The organism is Mesorhizobium sp. LSHC412B00 (assembly GCF_000503035.1).
GTDB lineage: Bacteria > Pseudomonadota > Alphaproteobacteria > Rhizobiales > Rhizobiaceae > Mesorhizobium.
The window spans coordinates 146,171-164,017 of sequence record NZ_AYWB01000017.1 but is presented as its reverse complement, the minus strand read 5'-3'; the positions used below and the strand labels follow the sequence as shown (position 1 = coordinate 164,017).

The 17,847-nt window shown below is 63.4% G+C and carries 17 protein-coding genes and 1 pseudogene; 9 read left to right on the top strand and 9 right to left on the bottom strand.

Annotated features, from left to right (window positions below; all coding sequences use genetic code 11):
• The 4 genes from X757_RS1000000169465 to X757_RS140735 all read right to left on the bottom strand — a co-directional run.
• The coding region (locus tag X757_RS1000000169465; RefSeq protein ID WP_023727459.1) for a helix-turn-helix domain-containing protein at window positions 1–155 on the bottom strand (155 nt) is incomplete at its 3' end.
• Between the two features lie 133 nt (window positions 156–288).
• Window positions 289–939, bottom strand: a complete 651-nt coding sequence (locus X757_RS140725) for a dihydrofolate reductase family protein (protein WP_023727458.1) — start codon at window positions 937–939, stop codon at window positions 289–291.
• Between the two features lie 117 nt (window positions 940–1,056).
• Complete coding sequence (locus X757_RS140730) at window positions 1,057–1,914, bottom strand: protein-L-isoaspartate O-methyltransferase (protein ID WP_023727457.1); 858 nt, start codon at window positions 1,912–1,914, stop codon at window positions 1,057–1,059.
• A 53-nt stretch (window positions 1,915–1,967) separates the two neighbouring features.
• Entirely contained in the window at window positions 1,968–3,326 is a 1,359-nt protein-coding gene (locus X757_RS140735) for an Nramp family divalent metal transporter (RefSeq protein ID WP_023672432.1), read from the bottom strand.
• 257 nt (window positions 3,327–3,583) lie between these two features.
• Between X757_RS140735 and mntR the strand changes: the two genes are divergently transcribed.
• Both mntR and X757_RS140745 read left to right on the top strand, forming a co-directional pair.
• Window positions 3,584–4,039, top strand: coding sequence for a manganese-binding transcriptional regulator MntR (mntR, locus tag X757_RS140740; RefSeq protein ID WP_023672433.1), 456 nt, complete (start codon window positions 3,584–3,586; stop codon window positions 4,037–4,039).
• 91 nt (window positions 4,040–4,130) lie between these two features.
• Window positions 4,131–4,319 (top strand): hypothetical protein, encoded by a 189-nt coding sequence (locus X757_RS140745; RefSeq protein WP_023697073.1) that lies wholly within the window; start codon window positions 4,131–4,133, stop codon window positions 4,317–4,319.
• An 18-nt stretch (window positions 4,320–4,337) separates the two neighbouring features.
• Here X757_RS140745 and X757_RS140750 read toward each other — a convergent pair whose 3' ends face one another.
• Entirely contained in the window at window positions 4,338–6,404 is a 2,067-nt protein-coding gene (locus X757_RS140750) for a hypothetical protein (RefSeq protein WP_031251575.1), read from the bottom strand.
• A gap of 188 nt (window positions 6,405–6,592) precedes the next feature.
• Between X757_RS140750 and X757_RS140755 the strand changes: the two genes are divergently transcribed.
• The 3 genes from X757_RS140755 to X757_RS140765 all read left to right on the top strand — a co-directional run bounded on the left by X757_RS140755 (window position 6,593) and on the right by X757_RS140765 (window position 9,959).
• Complete coding sequence (locus X757_RS140755; protein WP_023705842.1) at window positions 6,593–7,528, top strand: neutral zinc metallopeptidase; 936 nt, start codon at window positions 6,593–6,595, stop codon at window positions 7,526–7,528.
• Between the two features lie 176 nt (window positions 7,529–7,704).
• Entirely contained in the window at window positions 7,705–8,970 is a 1,266-nt protein-coding gene (locus tag X757_RS140760; protein ID WP_023689748.1) for a TCR/Tet family MFS transporter, read from the top strand.
• On the top strand, window positions 8,967–9,959 hold the full coding sequence (locus tag X757_RS140765) for an aldo/keto reductase family oxidoreductase (protein WP_023727455.1): 993 nt from the start codon (window positions 8,967–8,969) through the stop codon (window positions 9,957–9,959). Before X757_RS140760 ends, X757_RS140765 begins: the two co-directional genes overlap by 4 nt.
• A 263-nt stretch (window positions 9,960–10,222) precedes the next feature.
• Here the strand turns inward: X757_RS140765 and carA are convergent, their stop codons facing one another.
• Complete coding sequence (gene carA / locus X757_RS140770; protein WP_084629662.1) at window positions 10,223–11,440, bottom strand: glutamine-hydrolyzing carbamoyl-phosphate synthase small subunit; 1,218 nt, start codon at window positions 11,438–11,440, stop codon at window positions 10,223–10,225.
• A gap of 260 nt (window positions 11,441–11,700) precedes the next feature.
• Here carA and X757_RS140775 point away from each other — a divergent pair, with 260 nt between their 5' ends.
• Window positions 11,701–12,150, top strand: a complete 450-nt coding sequence (locus X757_RS140775; protein ID WP_032996366.1) for a GatB/YqeY domain-containing protein — start codon at window positions 11,701–11,703, stop codon at window positions 12,148–12,150.
• Window positions 12,151–12,178: 28 nt separating this feature from the next.
• Here the strand turns inward: X757_RS140775 and X757_RS140780 are convergent, their stop codons facing one another.
• Window positions 12,179–12,499, bottom strand: a complete 321-nt coding sequence (locus X757_RS140780) for a hypothetical protein (protein WP_031251574.1) — start codon at window positions 12,497–12,499, stop codon at window positions 12,179–12,181.
• 258 nt (window positions 12,500–12,757) lie between these two features.
• On the opposite strand from X757_RS140780, the gene X757_RS140785 reads away from it, so the two are divergent.
• Together X757_RS140785 and X757_RS140790 are read left to right on the top strand one after the other, a co-directional pair.
• Complete coding sequence (locus X757_RS140785) at window positions 12,758–13,483, top strand: DNA helicase (protein WP_023727451.1); 726 nt, start codon at window positions 12,758–12,760, stop codon at window positions 13,481–13,483.
• Window positions 13,484–13,510: 27 nt separating this feature from the next.
• The gene (locus tag X757_RS140790) at window positions 13,511–14,068 is read left to right on the top strand and encodes a GNAT family N-acetyltransferase (protein ID WP_023727450.1); all 558 of its coding nucleotides are present in this window, start codon (window positions 13,511–13,513) and stop codon (window positions 14,066–14,068) included.
• A gap of 7 nt (window positions 14,069–14,075) precedes the next feature.
• On the opposite strand, the gene X757_RS140795 is transcribed toward X757_RS140790, so the two are convergent.
• A complete protein-coding gene (locus tag X757_RS140795) occupies window positions 14,076–15,257 on the bottom strand; it encodes an MFS transporter (protein ID WP_023727449.1) in 1,182 nt (393 codons plus the stop codon).
• Window positions 15,258–15,352: 95 nt separating this feature from the next.
• Window positions 15,353–17,025: pseudogene (locus X757_RS01000000165325) on the bottom strand (Na/Pi cotransporter family protein).
• Between the two features lie 388 nt (window positions 17,026–17,413).
• Between X757_RS01000000165325 and X757_RS140800 the strand changes: the two are divergent.
• The gene (locus X757_RS140800; protein ID WP_023672444.1) at window positions 17,414–17,782 is read left to right on the top strand and encodes an RcnB family protein; all 369 of its coding nucleotides are present in this window, start codon (window positions 17,414–17,416) and stop codon (window positions 17,780–17,782) included.
• The last annotated feature ends 65 nt before the right edge of the window (window positions 17,783–17,847 follow it).

The following is a 17,847-nucleotide window of genomic DNA, read 5'->3' as shown; positions in this document are numbered from 1 at the left end:
GGCCCAAACGTCCGATAGCGTCCTAGCCATTTGTAGCCGTTCTTGCGTGAGATCCCGTAGGCCGCACAAAGCGCAACCATCGTCTCATCCCCAGAAAGACACTCCACAACAACCCGTAGCCGCTCGTCCATGATGCCAGTCTCTCGCCAAACCATAGCCGGTCCTCCGGCGGACAAGAAAACTGTCACCCATGCTATCGGTCCATTCTGTTACCTATCTATCCGGTTCGGACAGCATTTCCTCTCCCCCGTCGATCGGGGGAGAGGAAAGGTGCCAAGCCTGTCCCTGTTACTTCCAGTTCTTACGCCGCTCGAGCTCGGCCTCTGACGGCTTCTGCGTAGCGAACGACCCGACCTTGACCTCACCCCCGCGTTCGTAGGTCGCCATGATGACGCCTGTGGTAGTGGCCTGCGACTTGACCAGCTTGAAAGCGGCGGGCATCGCACCACCATCGAACAGCCGCTTGCCCTTGCCCAGCAGCAGCGGGAAGATCATCAACCGGATCTCGTCGATCAGCCCGTTGGCCAGCAAAGTCTGGATCAGCTCGCTCGAACCCTGGATGAGCAGGTCAGGCCCATCTTCCTTCTTGAGGCGGCGCAACGCCGCGACGATATCTTCTCCAAGCCATTGCGTATTTTCCCAGGTGAGCGAATCCGGCCGATGCGTCGCCACATATTTAGTCGCAGGGTTGAAGGCATCTCCGATGGCATCTTTCTGATACGGCCAGTAAGCGGCGAAGATGTCGTAGGTTCTGCGGCCGAGCAGCAGGGCGAAGGGTTTGGAGAACAATTCCTCCATGGCCACCCCCGCCACCTCGTCGAAGTAGTGGAACGTCCAGCCGCCGAATTCGAAGCCGCCAACCGGGTCTTCTTCCGGGCCGCCTGGCGCCTGCATGACGCCGTCGAGGCTGACGAAGGTGGAAGCGATGATCTTTCGCATTGGATTTTCCTTTTCCAGGATCCGCGCCGTCAGGGCCGGATTTCGATCTAAGGACGGACAGGCCGGCGGCCGCCCGACAGGCGTTGGCAAAAAAACGCTGCCGGCCGACAAGGGTACCTACCGCCGTCGCCCGCCGCCAAGCGCCTGCGACGAAAACCAGACGTCGCCGATGATGGCGGTGGCGGTCCGGTCCGGCGCCCTGTCTGACGTCAGCCAGATCGAACGGCTGCGCGCCGCCTTCTGGAGGTCGGGGATTTTGGCCGCCGAACCGGCCGCCGAGGCGCCGACGCAGGGGATGAACCACGAGCGCATGAAGGGGTCGCAGGCAAAGCCCTTGTCGTTGCGGGTTACCATCACGGCCAGGCCGACGCCCTGGGACGGACGCCAGGGAAAGATCATGCGGCCGCCCGCTTTCAGCGCCCGAAGCCAAGGAGCCGGCGGTGCGACGACACCGGCATTGACATAGATGATGTCGGACGGCGCCAGATCGCCGGTGACGGCATCGCCGTGGACGACGCTTACATTGCCGTAGGTCTCGAGATTCTTTGTCGCTCTGGCAGCAAGATAGGCCTCCATTTCGAAGGCGGTCACCGGGCCGGGCGCAACCAGCCGGGCCAGCAAGGCGGTGTAGTAGCCGGTGCCGGCGCCGATATGGGTGACGGCCTCGTCCGGTCTGGGAGCGATCCTGCCTATCCACATGGCGTGCAGGGAGGGTTCGCCATTGTTGATGCCCTTGTCGGCATCGAGCGCCACCAGCACGTCCTGATAGATGTGAACAGGATCGGCGCTCGGCGTCATGATCTTGCCGTTGCCGGTGGTGAGCGCCCTGCCGGCGACGACCGCCCAGGGTCCGGGACCGAGAAAGGCCTCGCGCGGCACGGTGGCAAACGCCTCTTCGAGGCGCGGGTCGGCCGAGCCGGCATTGGCCGCCATCAGTTGCGCGTAAAATTTCCTGGCGTCTTCGACACTTGTCATGATGGCGATCAAGATAGCGCAAGCGGCCGGTTTGTCGCGGTCGGGAATGAAACTCAGCCGACGCCGAAGACGGTGTCGTAGAGCAGCTTGAAGTTGAGCACCAGGATGACCGCCGCGACGACCCAGGCGAGGACCGCCACGCCGCGGGGAATGGCAAGGTTGCCCATCTTCTTCTTGTCGGAGACGAACTGCACCAGCGGGATGACTGCGAAGGGCAGCTGCATCGACAGTACCACCTGGCTGAAGACCAGCAACTGGCCGGTGCCCTTTTCGCCATAGAGCGCGGTGACGACCACCACCGGGACGATGGCGATGCCGCGCGTCAGCAGCCGGCGCGCCCATTGCGGAATGCGCAGGCGCAAAAAGCCTTCCATGACGATCTGGCCGGCAAGCGTTGCCGTAACCGTCGAGTTGAGGCCGGAGGCCAGCAGCGCCACCGCAAACAGGATGGAGGCGATGCCGAGGCCGAGCAGTGGCGACAAGAGCTCGAAGGCTTGGCCGATCTCGGCGACATCCTGATGGCCGGTGCCATGGAAGGCCACCGCCGAGACGATCAGGATCGAGGCGTTGACGAACAGCGCCAGGACGAGCGCGATGGTCGAGTCCGTCGTCGCCCATTTAATGGCGTCGCGCTTGCCTTTTTCGGTCCGTTCATAGGCGCGTGTCTGTACGATCGAGGAGTGCAGGTAGAGATTGTGCGGCATCACCGTGGCGCCGATGATGCCGATGGCGATGTAGAGCATCGCCGGATTGGTGACGATCTCCGTCGACGGCACGAACATCGAATGCAGGATCGAGCCGACCGGAGGGGCAGCGGCAAAGATCTGGATGGCGAAACAGCCGAAGATGATGATCAAAAGCGCGATGACGAAGGCTTCGAGATAGCGGAAACCCTTGTTCATCAAGAGCAGCACGATGAAGGCGTCGAGCGCCGTCAGCAACGCGCCGCCGATCAGCGGAATGCCGAACAGAAGCTGCAGCGCGATCGCCGTGCCGATCACCTCGGCGAGGTCGCAGGCGATGATGGCGAGTTCGCAGGCGATCCACAGCACGAAACTGACGGGACGCGGATAATAGGCGCGGCAGGCCTGGGCGAGGTCGCGGCCGGTGGCGATGCCAAGCCGGGCGGCAAGCGCCTGCAGCAGGATCGCCATCAGGTTGGACAGCATGATGATGAACAATAGCGTGTAGCCGAACTGGGCGCCGCCGGCGAGGTCGGTGGCCCAGTTGCCCGGATCCATATAGCCGACCGAGACCATGTAGCCCGGTCCCATGAAGGCGAACAGGCGACGGAACCAGACGCCGGACTGCGGCACCGCGATCGTGGAGTTCACCTCGCGCAGGCTGGGAGGATTGTCCTCCGGCCTGTCAAATCGCCAGGATGATCCCAAGGTAGCGTCAGCTTCGGACATGGAGGGCTTTCCACTGGGTGGATCGGTTGACGTCATCCTATCTATGCCAGGGCTCAACATTATGCAATAGGCTATATTTCATTGTATGTGCTTCCTGTTGCGCCGACCGGCAGGCCGGCCGGGGATCGCAAACGCCGGTTGCGCCTACCATGGAATGGAAATAAACGGCTGGAACAGTTAAGCCCGTGCTATGAATGGCAAAGGGCGATTGCTTTGCCCAAAGCCGATTCTTGTCAAAAGATAGGAAGGAGCGCGTGTTGGCGCTGAAGCACAGACCGGTTGGACGCGAGGAGCCGCTGCCTGACGCCGAGATTCATTCGAAAGGGTTCCGGCAGCAGCGCGAGGCGCGCCGCGGCGCGCTGGTCGAGGATTATGTCGAGCTGATCGCCGACCTGATCGAGGACGGCAATGAGGCGCGTCAGGTCGATATTGCTGCGCGGCTCGGTGTCGCCCAGCCGACGGTGGCCAAGATGCTGACCAGGCTGTGCGCCGACGGGCTCGTTTCCAGAAAACCCTATCGCGGTGTGTTCCTGACCGACGCCGGGCGCAAGGTGGCGGAAGAGAGCCGCATCCGCCACCAGACGGTAGAAGCGTTTTTGCGTTCGCTCGGCGTCAGCGCCGAGACGGCGCGCATCGATGCCGAGGGCATCGAGCACCATGTCAGCGCCGAGACGCTGGAAGCCTTTCGCAAGGCGATGATAGCGCCGCGCTGAGTCGCGTCGGCGCCGCACCACTGGAACCTCCGCACGTCAGGCTCGTTGCTCCTGACGATGCGCGTGATTGCTGCGCGCCAAGGAGGAAAACATGGGCGTCGAACAGGCACCGACCGCGAAGGGCAAGCAGGCGGCCGAGGGTTTGAGGCAGGCAGCGGCAAAGGACGAACGCAAGACCGAGGCCGAAGCCGGCCAGCCGCTGAAGAAGGGCGCCGCGCGTTTCGAGGAACGCTCCAAAAGCTCGGATGGCAGGAGCGCCGGCACCAAGCAGAAGATCTGAACCGGTTGAGACTACGGTTTATTCCTCCGTGTCCTGCGCCCAGCTGCTCGGATGGCCGTCGACGCGGAACTGGAAGATGAAATAGGGCGGAATGCAGGAGCCCTTGCCAGGCTTGGCTGCGGCCAGATCGTCGTAGCCAGCGGTGCAGATATAGTCCTCTCGGCAGGGATGCGCCTTGTCGCAGGCGCGCAGGCCGGCGGTCTTGGTGAATTCCTTGGTGCAGAATTTGTGGTCCTTGCCCGACGCGATGCAGTCGTTGAAACCGGTCTTGGCCAGGCGGCCGCAAGTCGCCTCGTCGGGAAGCTTGTCGCAGCTTGCCTTGCGCAGCATGCCCCCGGGAAAGCCACCGGTCTTCTGCTCGGGGTTGTCATAGCGTTGGCGCGCCGCGCCATAGCCGGCGAGCTTGATTACCGGTTTCTTGTCGCGCGCCGGATCGATGGCGCAGGCTTTTGCGGTGGCCGGCGACAGGCGGCAATATTTGTCGCTGCCCCAGCTCGACATCTTGATCTCGCCGAACTCGACGGGGTCGCCGACTGCGGTGGCCGCCTCGCTGACGCAGGTGCCGAAGCCCGGATGGATGTCGCTTTCATGGACGCCGGCGCAGCGCAGGCTTTCGCCGCAGTTCCAGTCCTTGAAGCTCGTATCCTCGCCACTGTAGCAGATCGACCCCCAGCCATTGTAGAGATCGGTGCCTTTCAGCGCTTCGGCGAGTTTGGCGTCCGGACGGGCGGCGAAGCCGCGTGAGAAATCCGGATGGCCGCCTGTGGCGAAGTCCTCGACGATCGCGCGGCGGCGCGGCAGGTCGGCGAAGAACACCGCCGAGCCGGGGACGAAGACGGCGTTGCGGCGCGGCTCGTTGGCCGGATCGGCGCCTGTATAGTGGAAGCCGGCAATGCCGTGCGTCTGGTGGCAGCCGGTGCAGGTCATTTCGTTGAGACGCAGATTGAACCCGGCCACCGATTTCACGCTGCGCAGCGTGTTGCCCCTGGCGACATATTCCTGCAACGCCCTGTCGATGTCAGCATCATCGAGCAGCCCATAGGCGATGTTGTTTTGCGATCTGGCCATGCCGCCGGGTGCGACCGAGACGGCGCTGGTCGCCAGGAATTTGTCGTCGATGACCAGCCGGCCGCGGTCGAGATCGTAGATGTTGCGGTCGGTGAGCAGCCATTTGGCGAAGGCCGGCCGGTCGGCCAGAACCACTTTCCGGTCGATCTGGTTCTCCATCTTCGATTCCTGGAAGGTGGACGTCGTTGGGTCCCATTTGAAAATCTTGAGGAGATATTCGGCGTGGCCACCGAAGTCGCGGCGGCTCGAGGCCGACAGCCGGAGAACCTGCATGTTCAGCTCAAGCCGCATGATCTGCGACGAATTCAGCATGGCGTTGGAGAGCGGCCCTTCGTCGGAGCGCAGCCAGGCTGCCAGTTGCTCGGGCGCAAGGTTCTTCTGGCCGGCGGCGAGCCAGCGCTTGGCGATTTCGGCACAGGAAACGGCGGTGGCGCTTGGACGGTCTCTCGAAGCGCGGGGGCGAGCCTCGCCGGGCCTGGCGTTGAAGACCAGACTCATGGTCAGCGGCAGCCGCGACGAGATGCGTTGCGCTGTCTTTCCCTTCGTGGGCTTCTCCGCCACCGAATAGTGGAAGCGGTAGATCAGCCTGATCTCGCCGCATTCGGTGTGGCCGAGATAGCCGCGGTCCATGCGGTTGACGACCCCGGTCAGGTCGAGCGTCGAGCCGTCATCGTCGATGTATTTCGGGTTGAATTTCTGGCTGGTGTCCTTCGACTTGGCCATGGCCGCGACGTAAGGATCGGGGCTATTGGCAGGCTCGTCGGCGATCTCCTGCTTTACGGCGTTGCGGACAGGGGTCAGCGCGCGCACCGAAAACAGGCCGCGATTGTCGACCTCGCGCGTGAGACCCAGCGCCGGGCCGAGCAGGCGGCTGATCGACAGGCCGCCACGCTCAAGCGCCTGCAATGTCTCGGGGTCGGTCACGGCGACGCTGGAATCGAGCGTCACGGCGCGCGCCGGCGACGGGCCGAGGCATAGCACCACGGCCAGCAGCAGAAATCGACCGATCGTCCGCAAGTCCCCGACACCCCCGTTCGAACCGGATGCTACAGCGCGCATGCCGCCTCGACCAGAGTGCGAACGCGATGCCGCCGCCACGAAAAATACTGTGACTTGGCGCAACCATTGCGATAATTGTCTGTTGGGTCGGACTGGGCCACGACAATCGGCCAGGCCAGCCGAAAATTTGCATACGGGGAGTTGCCATGCTCTGGAAGGGCCGCCGTCAGAGTGACAATGTCGAGGACGAGCGCAGCGACAGCGGCGGCGGTGGTGGTTTCGGCGGCGGCAGCCCTGGCCAGTTCCGCATCCCGATCGGCGGCCGCACCGGCGGCGGCGGCAGCATCCTGCTGGTTGTCCTCGTGGTGCTGGCCGGATGGTATTTCGGCTTCGATCCGTCGCAGATCCTGGGCACCGGCGAGGGCGGCGGCGTGCTGCCGGGTGGTGGTGGCCAGATTACCGACAACAGCGGCGGCCAGGACGACGGCGCCGGCACGCCTGCTTCCGACGAGATGAAGCAGTTCGTGGCGACCGTGCTGGCCGAGACCGAAGAGACCTGGACCGGCATCTTCCAGTCGCAGGGCCTGAAATACGAGGACCCGAAGCTTGTGCTGTTCAGCGGCCAGATCCGCTCGGCCTGCGGCTCCGCCTCGACGGCAGCCGGACCGTTCTATTGTCCCGGCGACCACAAGGTCTACCTCGATACCACCTTCTTCCAGCAGCTCGACCAGCAGTTCGGCGCGTCGGGGGATTTCGCCCAAGCCTATGTGATCGCTCATGAAGTCGGTCACCATGTGCAGAACCTCACCGGCATCCTGCCCAAGTTCAACCAGATGCGGCAGTCGATGGGTGAGGCGGAAGCCAACCAGATGTCGGTGCGCATCGAGCTGCAGGCCGACTGCTTCGCCGGCGTTTGGGCGCATTTCACCGCGCAGAAGGGCATTCTGGAACAGGGCGACATCGAAGAGGCGCTCAACGCCGCCAAGCAGATCGGCGACGATACGCTGCAGAAGAAGATGCAGGGCTATGTCGTTCCGGAAAGCTTCAACCACGGGACGTCGCAACAAAGGCAGACCTGGCTGGCGCGCGGCTACAAGAGCGGCAAGCTGTCGGACTGCAACACGCTGACCGGTCCGGTTTGAGGCGCTCGCAAGTTCCAGCCGACCGCGGTCCAAAGCGCATCCGTCGGCGGGCCGATTCACCACCGGCAACAGATGTCAGGAGGAGAACGCCTGAGGCGTTCTCCTATTGTTCCAAAGTGGCGCCTCGCCTATAACGGGCGCCCGCCCAAGGGCGGTCTCAGGGAGCAGACGCCATCATGATCGACCCCAAAACCGCCAGGCGGGGCCTTGCGCTCGTCTTCACCACGCTGCTGCTCGACATTATCGGCTTCGGCATGATCATGCCGGTGTTGCCGGCCTTTCTCAGGGAGCTTTCCGGCGTCGGCATCAGCGAAGCGGCGATCGAAGGCGGCTGGCTGTTCTTCGTCTATGCGGCGATGCAGTTCTTCTTCGCGCCAATCATGGGTGGATTGAGCGACCGCTTCGGGCGGCGGCCGATCCTGCTTGCCTCGGTGCTTACATTCTCGATCGACAATCTGATCTGCGCCATCGCCTGGTCCTATCCGATGCTGTTCATCGGCCGCGTGCTGGCCGGCGTTTCGGGCGCCAGCTATTCGACGACGTCGGCCTTCATTGCCGACATCTCGAACGACGACAACCGGGCGAAGAATTTCGGTCTGCTCGGCATCGCCTTCGGCGTCGGCTTCGTCATTGGGCCGGTGCTGGGCGGGCTGCTCGGCACGTTCGGGCCGCGAGTGCCGTTTTACTTTGCCGCCGGGCTTGCCTTCGTGAACTTCCTCATCGCCATGTTCTTCCTGCCTGAAACGCTCGATGAAAAGCACCGCCGCCGCTTCGAGTGGAAACGCGCCAACCCGGTCGGCACGCTGCTGCAGATGCGCCAATATCAGGGCATCGGCTGGATCGGGCTCGCCTTCTTCCTGATGACGCTCGGCCACATGATGTATCCTGCGGTGTGGTCGTTCGTGTCCAATTATCGTTATGGTTGGAGCGAGCAGCAGATCGGCTTCTCGCTCGGCGCCTTCGGCCTGTGTGGGGCGATCGTCATGGCGACGGTGCTGCCGCGCGTGATCCCCAAGCTTGGCGAATGGAGGACGGCGGTGATCGGCCTGACATTTACTGCGGCCAGCGCCTTCGGCTACGCCTTCGCCTCGCAAGGCTGGATGATCTATGCGGTGATCGTCGTCGGCTGCCTCGAAGCACTGGCCGATCCGCCGCTGAGAAGCCTTGCCGCCGCCAAGGTGCCGCCATCGGCGCAAGGCGAATTGCAGGGTGCGATGACGTCGATCTTCTCGATCACCTCGATCATCACGCCGCTGCTGTACACCGCGATCTTTTCCTGGTTCACCGGGCCGAATGCGCCCGTGGTGTTCGGCGGCGCGCCCTATCTGGTTGGCGCGTGCTTCCTGACGCTTGCCGTCATTGTCTTTGTAACGAAAGTTGCGAGGCCGACGGCGGTGAAAAGCGTTGCCACCGGCGCTGCGGAAGATGGAGCCCAGATATGAGCCATGACAGCCGCATAAAGCTGACCAAGGACGGTTTGTCGCTGTCGCGGCTGGTGTTCGGCGCCTGGCGCCTGCTCGACAGCGCCGCGCGCCCGGACGCCGATCAGGTCGCGCGGCTGATCGGCACTGCGGTCGATCTCGGCCTGACCAGCTTCGACCATGCCGATATTTACGGGCATTACCAGGTGGAAGCTGCCTTTGGCGCCGGCTTGTCACGCTGGAAGGGCAAGCGCGACAGCATCGAGCTGATCTCGAAATGCGACATCATTCTGGCATCGGCCAACCGGCCTCAGAACCGGCTGAAGCATTACGACACCAGTGCGGCCCATATTGCGGCCTCGGTCGACCGTTCGCTCGCCAATCTCGGCACTGACTATCTCGACCTGTTGCTGCTGCACCGGCCGGATCCGCTGATGGATGCCGACGAGACGGCGGCGGCCCTTGCCGGGCTGGTCAAGTCAGGCAAGGNCCGGCCGGATCCGCTGATGGATGCCGACGAGACGGCGGCGGCCCTTGCCGGGCTGGTCAAGTCAGGCAAGGTGAGGGCGGTCGGGGTCTCCAACTTCACGCCGTCGCAGTTCGACCTTCTGGCTTCACGGCTGCCGTTTGCCTTGGCCACCAACCAGATCGAGATGTCGGTGCTGAAAACCAATGCGCTGACCGATGGCAGCCTCGATCACGCGCATAGGCATGGTTATGCGCCGATGGTCTGGTCACCGCTCGGCGGCGGCTTGCTGTTCACCGGCAAGGAAGGGCGCGAGGCGCGGGTCAGGGCGGCAATCGCGGCGGTGGCTGCCGAGATCGGCGCCGGCGACCTCGCCGCCGTCGCCATCGCCTGGCTGCTGCGTCATCCGGCGCGGCTGGCGCCGGTGCTGGGCACGATGAAGCCCGAGCGGCTGGCCGCCATGGTCAAGGCGCTGGAGATCAGCCTCGACCGCCAGCAATGGTTCGCCATACTGGAGGCCAGCGAAGGCCGGCCGGTGGCGTAAGGTTACCCAGGCGCGAACTTCGAACCCGCCATAGGTGTGTGCTTCGTCCGTTAATGCGGCGCGCAAGCGAAGCGATGAGGAGGGCTTGGGCTCAGGGGATGCCGTCGGCGCTCTCGAAGCCTTCGTCGCTTCGCGCCGTCACAAACAGACCGGTTGACCGGTTTATTCCATTGACCCAAGACAAGGGCAATCGCGCCGCGTTTGTAACTCCGGCTATTCGGAGCATCACGATCTGGGCAACGGCTAGGCGAAGACCTGTAAAATCAAACCCGTTCGGCCAGCAGTTCCTCGCCGCGCTTTTCGCGGATCAGGTTGACGAAGCGGCGGAACAGATAGTGCGAATCCTGCGGGCCGGGCGAAGCCTCGGGGTGGTGCTGGACCGAGAACACCGGACGTCCGGTCAGCGCGATGCCGCAGTTGGAGCCGTCGAACAGCGAGACATGGGTTTCCTCGACGCCCTCGGGCAAGGAGTCGGCATCGACGGCAAAGCCGTGGTTCATCGAGACGATCTCGACCTTGCCGGTGGTATGATCCTTGACCGGGTGGTTGGCGCCGTGATGACCCTGGTGCATCTTGGCGGTCTTGCCGCCGAGCGCCAGGGCCAGCATCTGGTGGCCGAGGCAGATGCCGAACACCGGGATGTCGGTCTTCAGCAGGTTCTGGATGACCGGCACGGCGTAGTCGCCGGTGGCTTCCGGGTCGCCGGGGCCGTTGGAGAGGAAGATACCGTCCGGCTGCATGGCCAGGATCTCTTCCGAGCCGGTGCCGGCCGGAACCACGGTGACCTTGGCGCCGAGGCCGGAAAGCAGGCGAAGGATGTTACGCTTGACGCCGTAGTCGATGGCGACGACGTGCATCGACGGCTCGGCCTGTTCGCCAAAGCCTTCGTTCCACACCCAGGGCGTTTCACGCCAGACCGAGGACTGGCCGGAGGTGACTTCCTTGGCGAGGTCAAGCCCGATCAGGCCCGACCAGGCGGCGGCGCGCCGCTTCAAATCGTCGATGTCGAAGATGCCGTCGGGCACGTGCGCAATGACGGCATTGGGCATGCCCTTTTCGCGGATCAGCGCGGTCAGCGCCCGGGTGTCGATGCCCGACAGCGCGACGATGCCGCGCTTCTTCAGCCACTGGTCCAGCCCGGTGCCGGCGCGGTAGTTGGACGGGTTGGTGACATCGGCCTTGAACACCGCGCCGACGGCGCCGGCACGGGCGACCGGGTTCAAGTCCTCGATGTCCTCGTCATTGGTGCCGATGTTGCCGATATGCGGGAAGGTGAAGGTGACGATCTGGCCGGCATAGGACGGGTCGGTGAGAATTTCCTGGTAGCCGGTGAGCGCGGTGTTGAAGCAGACTTCGGCAACGGCGGAACCGGTGGCGCCGAGGCCGCGACCCTCGATGACGGTGCCGTCGGCCAGCACCAGGACGGCGGTCGGCTTTTCGGTTGCCCAAGGCGGGGTCAGTTCGGGGGTCATCTCGGCCATGGCGACGCTCCTGTCACGCTGCGCGCTTCGATGGCGGGCCATCTGCGCAGCAAACGGCGCGGCCGATCTCTCGAGCCTGCGCGCATCAATTCTTTGTCTTGTGCAAGGCCGAGTACATAGGGGAAGGCGCCAGAGCGGTCAATGATGCCCGTGCCAAAAACGGCGAGCATTTGTTTCGTCGAACGATATCAGGGCTTTGGCGCGTTTGCTTTGCGGATGGGCCGCGGTTATTGTCCGCGCCGTTCGAAGGAGAAAGCATCATGCGCGCAAAAATCGCCGAATCCCTGAAAAGCGCGATGAAGGCGCAGGACAAGCACCGCCTGCCGACGCTCAGGCTGATCCAGGCCGCCATCCACGACCGCGACATCGCCAATCGCGGCTCGGCCAAGGACCCCGCCAGCGACGAGGAGATCCTGCAGATCCTGGCCAAGATGGTGAAGCAGCGCGAGGAATCGGCCAAGGCGTTCGAGGACGGCAAGCGCCCGGATCTGGCCGCGCAGGAGCGTGGCGAGATGGAGATCATCCGCGGCTTCCTGCCGACGCAGTTGGACGACGCCGCCGTCACCGCGGCCGCGCGCGAAGCGATCGCAGCGACTGGTGCGGCGAGCCAGAAGGACATGGGCAAGGTGATTGCCGCGCTGAAGGCGAAATATGCCGGCCAGATGGATTTCGGCAAGGCCAGCGGCATCGTCAAGGGCCTGCTGCAGTAGCGACTTGGCTTCGGGCACTCGATGCCGATCAGGCCGTTGGCGCAATCTGGCGCAGGATCGAGGCGGTGACATCCTTGCCACCGGAGAGATTGGTGGCCAATACGGCCGGCGTGTAGATCACACCCCACGGGACACCCCACCATCCTGCGACCAGGGACAAAAGCGTATAGGGCAGATGATGACGGGAGGCGTTCTCCCCGGCTCGGATGAAGTAGACGTCGGTCGAGCGACGGAAGGTCAGCACGATGATCGAGAAGCAATATTGGAAACAGACGAACTTTCCGCCACGATTGATCTCGTCTAGGAGCTGCTGCCAGGTAAGATCGTCGATGCCACGTATCTTGGCCATGTAACTCGCCCTCGGTAAAGACCACAATGTTTACTTACAGAACGTGGCGGTGATCCGCAAACAGTCCCTCTCGAAAGGCGCCGCACACACGATTTTCGTTAAGCAGAGATTGCTCTATCATCTGATTCCGGCGCGCCCACGCCTCCTCCCTCCAGCGGGAAGCATTGTTCATGCGGGGCCATACGATCACCGAACCGACTGTTCGAGCACCATGCATAAGGAGGGGTTGCGAAGACTGCTCGCAATAGGAGGTTTTCGATGAGGCTGTCAGCGCCTGTCTACCATCTCAAGCGTGAAGCCAAACTCTTGTCGCGTAAAGACGATATTCCACTTCACGAAGCGCTCGACCGTATTGCGATCAAGGAAGGTTTTGACAGCTGGAGCTTGCTTGCGAGCAAAGCAGCCGCAGCGCCGCCTGCTAGAAAGATGTTTGCGCGGATGGCACCCGGTGACCTGGTTCTGATCGGTGCGCGGCCGGGCCAGGGCAAGACCCTGACGAGTATCAAACTCGCGGTCGAAGCCATGAAGGCCGGCAACAGAGCTGTTTTCTTCACGCTGGAATATACGCTGGCGGATGTCCTGGGCCGGTTCCACGCTATCGGGGTAGAGCCTGCGCAGTTCGATGGCCGGTTCGAATTCGACAGTTCCGACGCCATCAGCGCCGACTACATCATCGGCAGGCTGGGATCGGCGCCGCGCGGCACGCTGGTGGTCATCGATTATCTGCAACTGCTTGATCAGAGGCGGGAAAATTCGGAGCTGATGGTTCAGGTTCGCAACCTCAAATCTTTTGCGCGCGACGCGGGGCTGATCATGGTCTTTATCTCGCAGATCGATCGATCCTATGATCCGTCGAAGAAGCCATTTCCAGACCTTGCCGATGTCCGTTTGCCAAACCCGCTGGATCTCGCGCTGTTCGACAAGGCATGTTTCCTGAACAACGGCGAAATCCGGTTCAAGGCGGCACCGCAATTTCGGGGCTAAGTGGCCTCTGCCCGGTCGAGACCCACCATGATCGAAATCATCAAACCCACGCTCGAACATCTGCCCTCCTACAAGGCGGCGCTCGAGCGTGGCTGGTCGCCGGACAATGTCCGGCTGATGGAAGCGACGCGCGAGCAACTTGCGGCGATCGACGAGGATCCCGCGGCGTTCCTTGCCAGCCTCGACGATCCCGAGGCCAAAGGAGGCCCGATTACCTTGCCTAATGGCACGACAGTGCCGCGGCTGCCCGGCTTCCGGCGCTGGATCTGGGACGGCGAGGCCGCCGGCTCGATCGGCTTTCGCTGGCAGCCCGGTACGGCCGCACTGCCGTCGCATGTGCTCGGCCATATCGGCTATGCCGTGGCGCCGTGGAAGCGCGGACGAGGCTATGCGACCGAGGCGCTGCGGCTGATGCTGGACGAGGCGAGGGCTGTTGGTTTGCCATATGTCGAGCTCACCACTGACCTCGACAATCCGGCCTCGCAGAAGGTGGTGCTGGCCAATGGCGGCCGTGTGGTCGGTCCGTTCATCAAGGACGCCGCGTATGGCGGCGCCGAGAGTTTGTTGTTCCGGATCGATTTGTAGTCCGACGCTATTCGGCCGGTGCCGGCAGCGGCGGCGCTGCCCGGCTGCGCCCCTCCCAGATGTAGGAGGCAAGTGCCACCACCACCGCCACCAGCATGGCGGCAGCGCCCACAACCGGCAGGCTGCGATAGCCGTAGCCGGCATTGAGCATGGCAGCGCCCAGCGACGCGGCGAGCGCGATGCCGACATTGAAGCCGGAGGGGATGAGCGAGGAGGCGAGGTTGGAGGCGTCCGCCGTCCAGGCCAGGATGCGGGTCTGGATCGGCGTGCCTATGGCGAAGTTGAGGCCACCCCAGATAACGATGGCGATGACCATCGGCACGGGATAGGGGCTGACGGCATAGATCACGCCCAACATCACCGCCTGCAGCGCAAGCATGGTGATCAGCGACGGCATCAGCTTCCAGTCGGAAAGCTTGCCGCCGAGAAAAACGCCGACGGTGGCGCCGACGCCGTTGAGCAGCAGCACCCAGGGGATCAGGCTCTCGTCAAGATGGGTCACCTCAAGCAGGGTCGGGGTGATGTAGGTGAACAGGCCGAACTGGCCGATCATCAACATCAGCATCAGGATCAGCGAGGTCCAGACTTGCTGGCGCGCCAGCACGCGAACCTCGCTGCCAAGACTGGCGGATGGCCTTGATGCGCCTGTCGTGCGCGGCAAAAGCGCAGCCATGGCGGCAAACGCCACCACGCCCAGCGCGCACATCACCCAGAAGGTGGCGCGCCAGCCCCAGAGATTGCCGATTGCGGTGCCGGCCGGCACGCCGATGACATTGGATACGGTGAGGCCGGAGAGGATCACAGCCACGGCCATGCCGCGCTTGTCCTCGGGCACGAGGCCGACAGCCACCACCATGGCGACGCCGAAATAGGCGCCGTGTGCGACGGCGACCGCAATGCGCAAGAGCAGCATCGAGGCAAAATCGGGCGCCAGCGCGCAAGCGGCCTGGCCGATGGTGAAGGCGACGGTCAGGCAAAGCAGCAGCGTCTTGCGGGGAATGCCCTTGGTGGCGAGCGCCAGCAATGGCCCGCCAACCGCGATGCCGCCGGCATAGCCTGAGACGAGATAGCCGGAGGTCGGGATCGAAACGCCAAGGCCGTCGGCCACTTGCGGCAGCACGCCGGCAATGACGAATTCGGTGGTGCCGAAAGCGAAGGCGGCGATGAACAGGGCAATGAGCGGAAGCATGGCGCGGAAGCGATCCTTGAACGAGTTGGCCTCAAATCATGGATGGCGCTTGCCGGCAATGCAGAAATTTTTGCGGCCGGTTTAGGTTTTCTTGATCAGCTCGCCTTCAACCTGGAGCCGCCGAGCAGGCCGCGCTCTTCCAGCACCGGGTAGGCCATCGACGCCAGCAGCGAGTTGATCTGCTTCAGGTCGCGGATGGTGTCGAGGTGGATGGAGCTGGTCTCGACGCTCTTGGCGGTGCCGTCGCGCAGGCGCACGAAATGGCTGGCGCTGGTTTCCTTTTCGCGGTCGCGCAGCCGGTCCTTTTCCAGCACCAGCTGGCGGGCAGTCTCAGGGTCGCGCGACACCAGCACGTTGAAGGCAAGCCTGGCATTGGCCAGCACCGAGGTGTGAAAGGCGAGCAGCTCGCTCCAGCCCTCGGGCGTGAACTCCAGCCCGCGCTCGAACTTCTTCTTCACATGCACCAGCATGTTGCGCACGATGATGTCGCCGACCTGCTCAAGCTTGACGCAGGCGCCTATCAGCTCCTGGCAGCGCAGCGCCTCGTCCTCTGTGAGCGAGTTCCTGGTCAATTTGGCCAGATAGAGCTTGATCGCCGCGTGCTTCCTGTCGACGCGGTCGTCAAGGGCGGCCAGCGCCTTGATCTTGTCGCCGTCGGCGCTTTCATACAGCTCGATGATACGCTTGAGCATGATCTCGACCGTCTCGCAGACGCGGACCACCTCGCGGGTGGCGTTGGCCAGCGCCTGGCTCGGAACGTCGAGCGCGCCGTCGTTGAGGGCGGAGAGTTCGACCACATCGAGCTCTGTAGCCGGCGCCGGCTTGGTGCCCATTGCGACGATCTTCTCGGAAGCACGATAGATCAGGCTGGCAAGCGGCAGGCCGGCGAGCAGGATCAGCACATTGAACAGTATGTGGGCGTTGACGATCTGGTCGGGCACGGTGGCGCCGAGGAAGGCGACCGGTGGCTTCAGCGTCATGAACAGGATCAGCATCACCAGCGAGCCCATGCCGCGCATCAACAGATTGCCGATCGGCACGACGCGCACGCCAGGTTCGGCACTTCGGGTGAGCAGCGGCGCGATGATCGACGAGCCGAGATTGACGCCGAGCACCAGCACGATGCCGAGTTCGGGCGGGATGAAGCCGCGCCCGGCCAGCGTGACCATCAAAAGCACGGCGGCGATTGAGGAGTGGAAGAGCCAGGTAACGAGCGCGGCGAGCAGATAGGCGGTGACGTAGTCGCTGGAGAAATATTCGATGATGAGCGGCATCAGCGTGCTCTGGCGCAGCGGCTCCGAGGCCTGGCCGATCATCTCCAGCGACAGTACCAAAAGGCCGATGCCGACCAGGATGCGGCCGAACTGGCGCCAGTCGCGCCGCTCGGTGGCCATGAACATGACCGTGCCGGCGACGAGGCAGATCGGCACCAGCAGCGTCAGATCGAAGGTCAAGAGCTTGACCACCAGCGCCGAGCCGATCTCGGCGCCGCGCACAGCCAATTGGCCCGACATGCCCGAGACGATGCCGGCGCCGGCGAAGGAGCCGACGAGAAGCGTGACGGCGGTCGAGCTCTGCAGCGCGATGGACAGGCCGCAGCCGGCCAGCACCGCCATGATCGGATTGCGCATGGTGGAGCGCAGCCGGTGACGCAGCACGTCGCCATAGGCGCGCTCGACGCCTGTCTTGACCATGCGGGTGGCAAACAGCATCAGCGCCACCGAGCCCGNGAGCCCGCCAGATGCAGCAGAACGACGGAGCCGCTCATTTCGAAACCCGCACGCAGACAGCTACCGCGACGCGGAGGGCGCGCAGTGCAGGGATGAAAACGGGGCTGCGAATCATGGTCATGACAGTCTTGAACAATATCCGGAATATTTTAGCCGGGTAATAAAATCTTGTCGATTTCAAGAGCCGTCGCGGCGCGACAGGGCGTGTCGGAAAATGGACGGATGCGCAAATGGTTGCATGGCGGATCCCTGGTGATGGCAGCGGATCGTCCCGGTTTGCCGGACTCCCGGCAATCGCCTTTGCGATGATGTTCAAATATCCAGGATAAGCGCCGGATTTCATTGCGTAAATGTAATGCTAGTGTTCAGTTTCGGTTCATCCTTCGGGCGCTATTCCCTAGGCATCGACAACCAAGGAGCCCCGCTATGAAACGTGTTGTTCTTTCCGCCCTCGCTTTCTCGATGCTGGCCGCCACTTCGCTTACCGGCCAGGCCGCACCGGTGAACGCACCGGTCGCACCGCAGTCGAATTACACGCGGGTCGACTGGCAGAGGCCCGGCAAGCATGTCGATGTCAGGAAGCGCGTCGTGAAGAAGACGGTGGTCGTCAAGCGCAGCCATTGGCGCAATGGCCAGAAATATTCCAGCTGGAAGCGGCACCAGCCGATCCGCGATTATGGCCGCTACGGCCTGCATCGCCCCGGCCGCGGCCAGGAATGGATCCGCGTCGGCAACGACTATGTGCTGGTCAGCGTCCTGTCCGGCATCATCTTCGGCGCCATTGCCGCGCATTAAGCCCGGCCTCGCCGGCGCAATGCAGAGACTTGAAAGGAGGCGGCCCGAAAGGGCCGCCTTTCTTT

Coding starts and splice junctions, on each gene's coding strand:
- X757_RS140725 (WP_023727458.1), bottom strand. CDS start 939: ATGCGAAAGATCATCGCTTCCACCTTCGTCAGCCTCGACGGCGTCATG.
- X757_RS140730 (WP_023727457.1), bottom strand. CDS start 1,914: ATGACAAGTGTCGAAGACGCCAGGAAATTTTACGCGCAACTGATGGCG.
- X757_RS140735 (WP_023672432.1), bottom strand. CDS start 3,326: ATGTCCGAAGCTGACGCTACCTTGGGATCATCCTGGCGATTTGACAGG.
- X757_RS140745 (WP_023697073.1), top strand. CDS start 4,131: ATGGGCGTCGAACAGGCACCGACCGCGAAGGGCAAGCAGGCGGCCGAG.
- X757_RS140755 (WP_023705842.1), top strand. CDS start 6,593: ATGCTCTGGAAGGGCCGCCGTCAGAGTGACAATGTCGAGGACGAGCGC.
- X757_RS140760 (WP_023689748.1), top strand. CDS start 7,705: ATGATCGACCCCAAAACCGCCAGGCGGGGCCTTGCGCTCGTCTTCACC.
- carA (WP_084629662.1), bottom strand. CDS start 11,440: ATGGCCGAGATGACCCCCGAACTGACCCCGCCTTGGGCAACCGAAAAG.
- X757_RS140775 (WP_032996366.1), top strand. CDS start 11,701: ATGCGCGCAAAAATCGCCGAATCCCTGAAAAGCGCGATGAAGGCGCAG.
- X757_RS140780 (WP_031251574.1), bottom strand. CDS start 12,499: ATGGCCAAGATACGTGGCATCGACGATCTTACCTGGCAGCAGCTCCTA.
- X757_RS140785 (WP_023727451.1), top strand. CDS start 12,758: ATGAGGCTGTCAGCGCCTGTCTACCATCTCAAGCGTGAAGCCAAACTC.
- X757_RS140790 (WP_023727450.1), top strand. CDS start 13,511: ATGATCGAAATCATCAAACCCACGCTCGAACATCTGCCCTCCTACAAG.
- X757_RS140795 (WP_023727449.1), bottom strand. CDS start 15,257: ATGCTTCCGCTCATTGCCCTGTTCATCGCCGCCTTCGCTTTCGGCACC.
- X757_RS140800 (WP_023672444.1), top strand. CDS start 17,414: ATGAAACGTGTTGTTCTTTCCGCCCTCGCTTTCTCGATGCTGGCCGCC.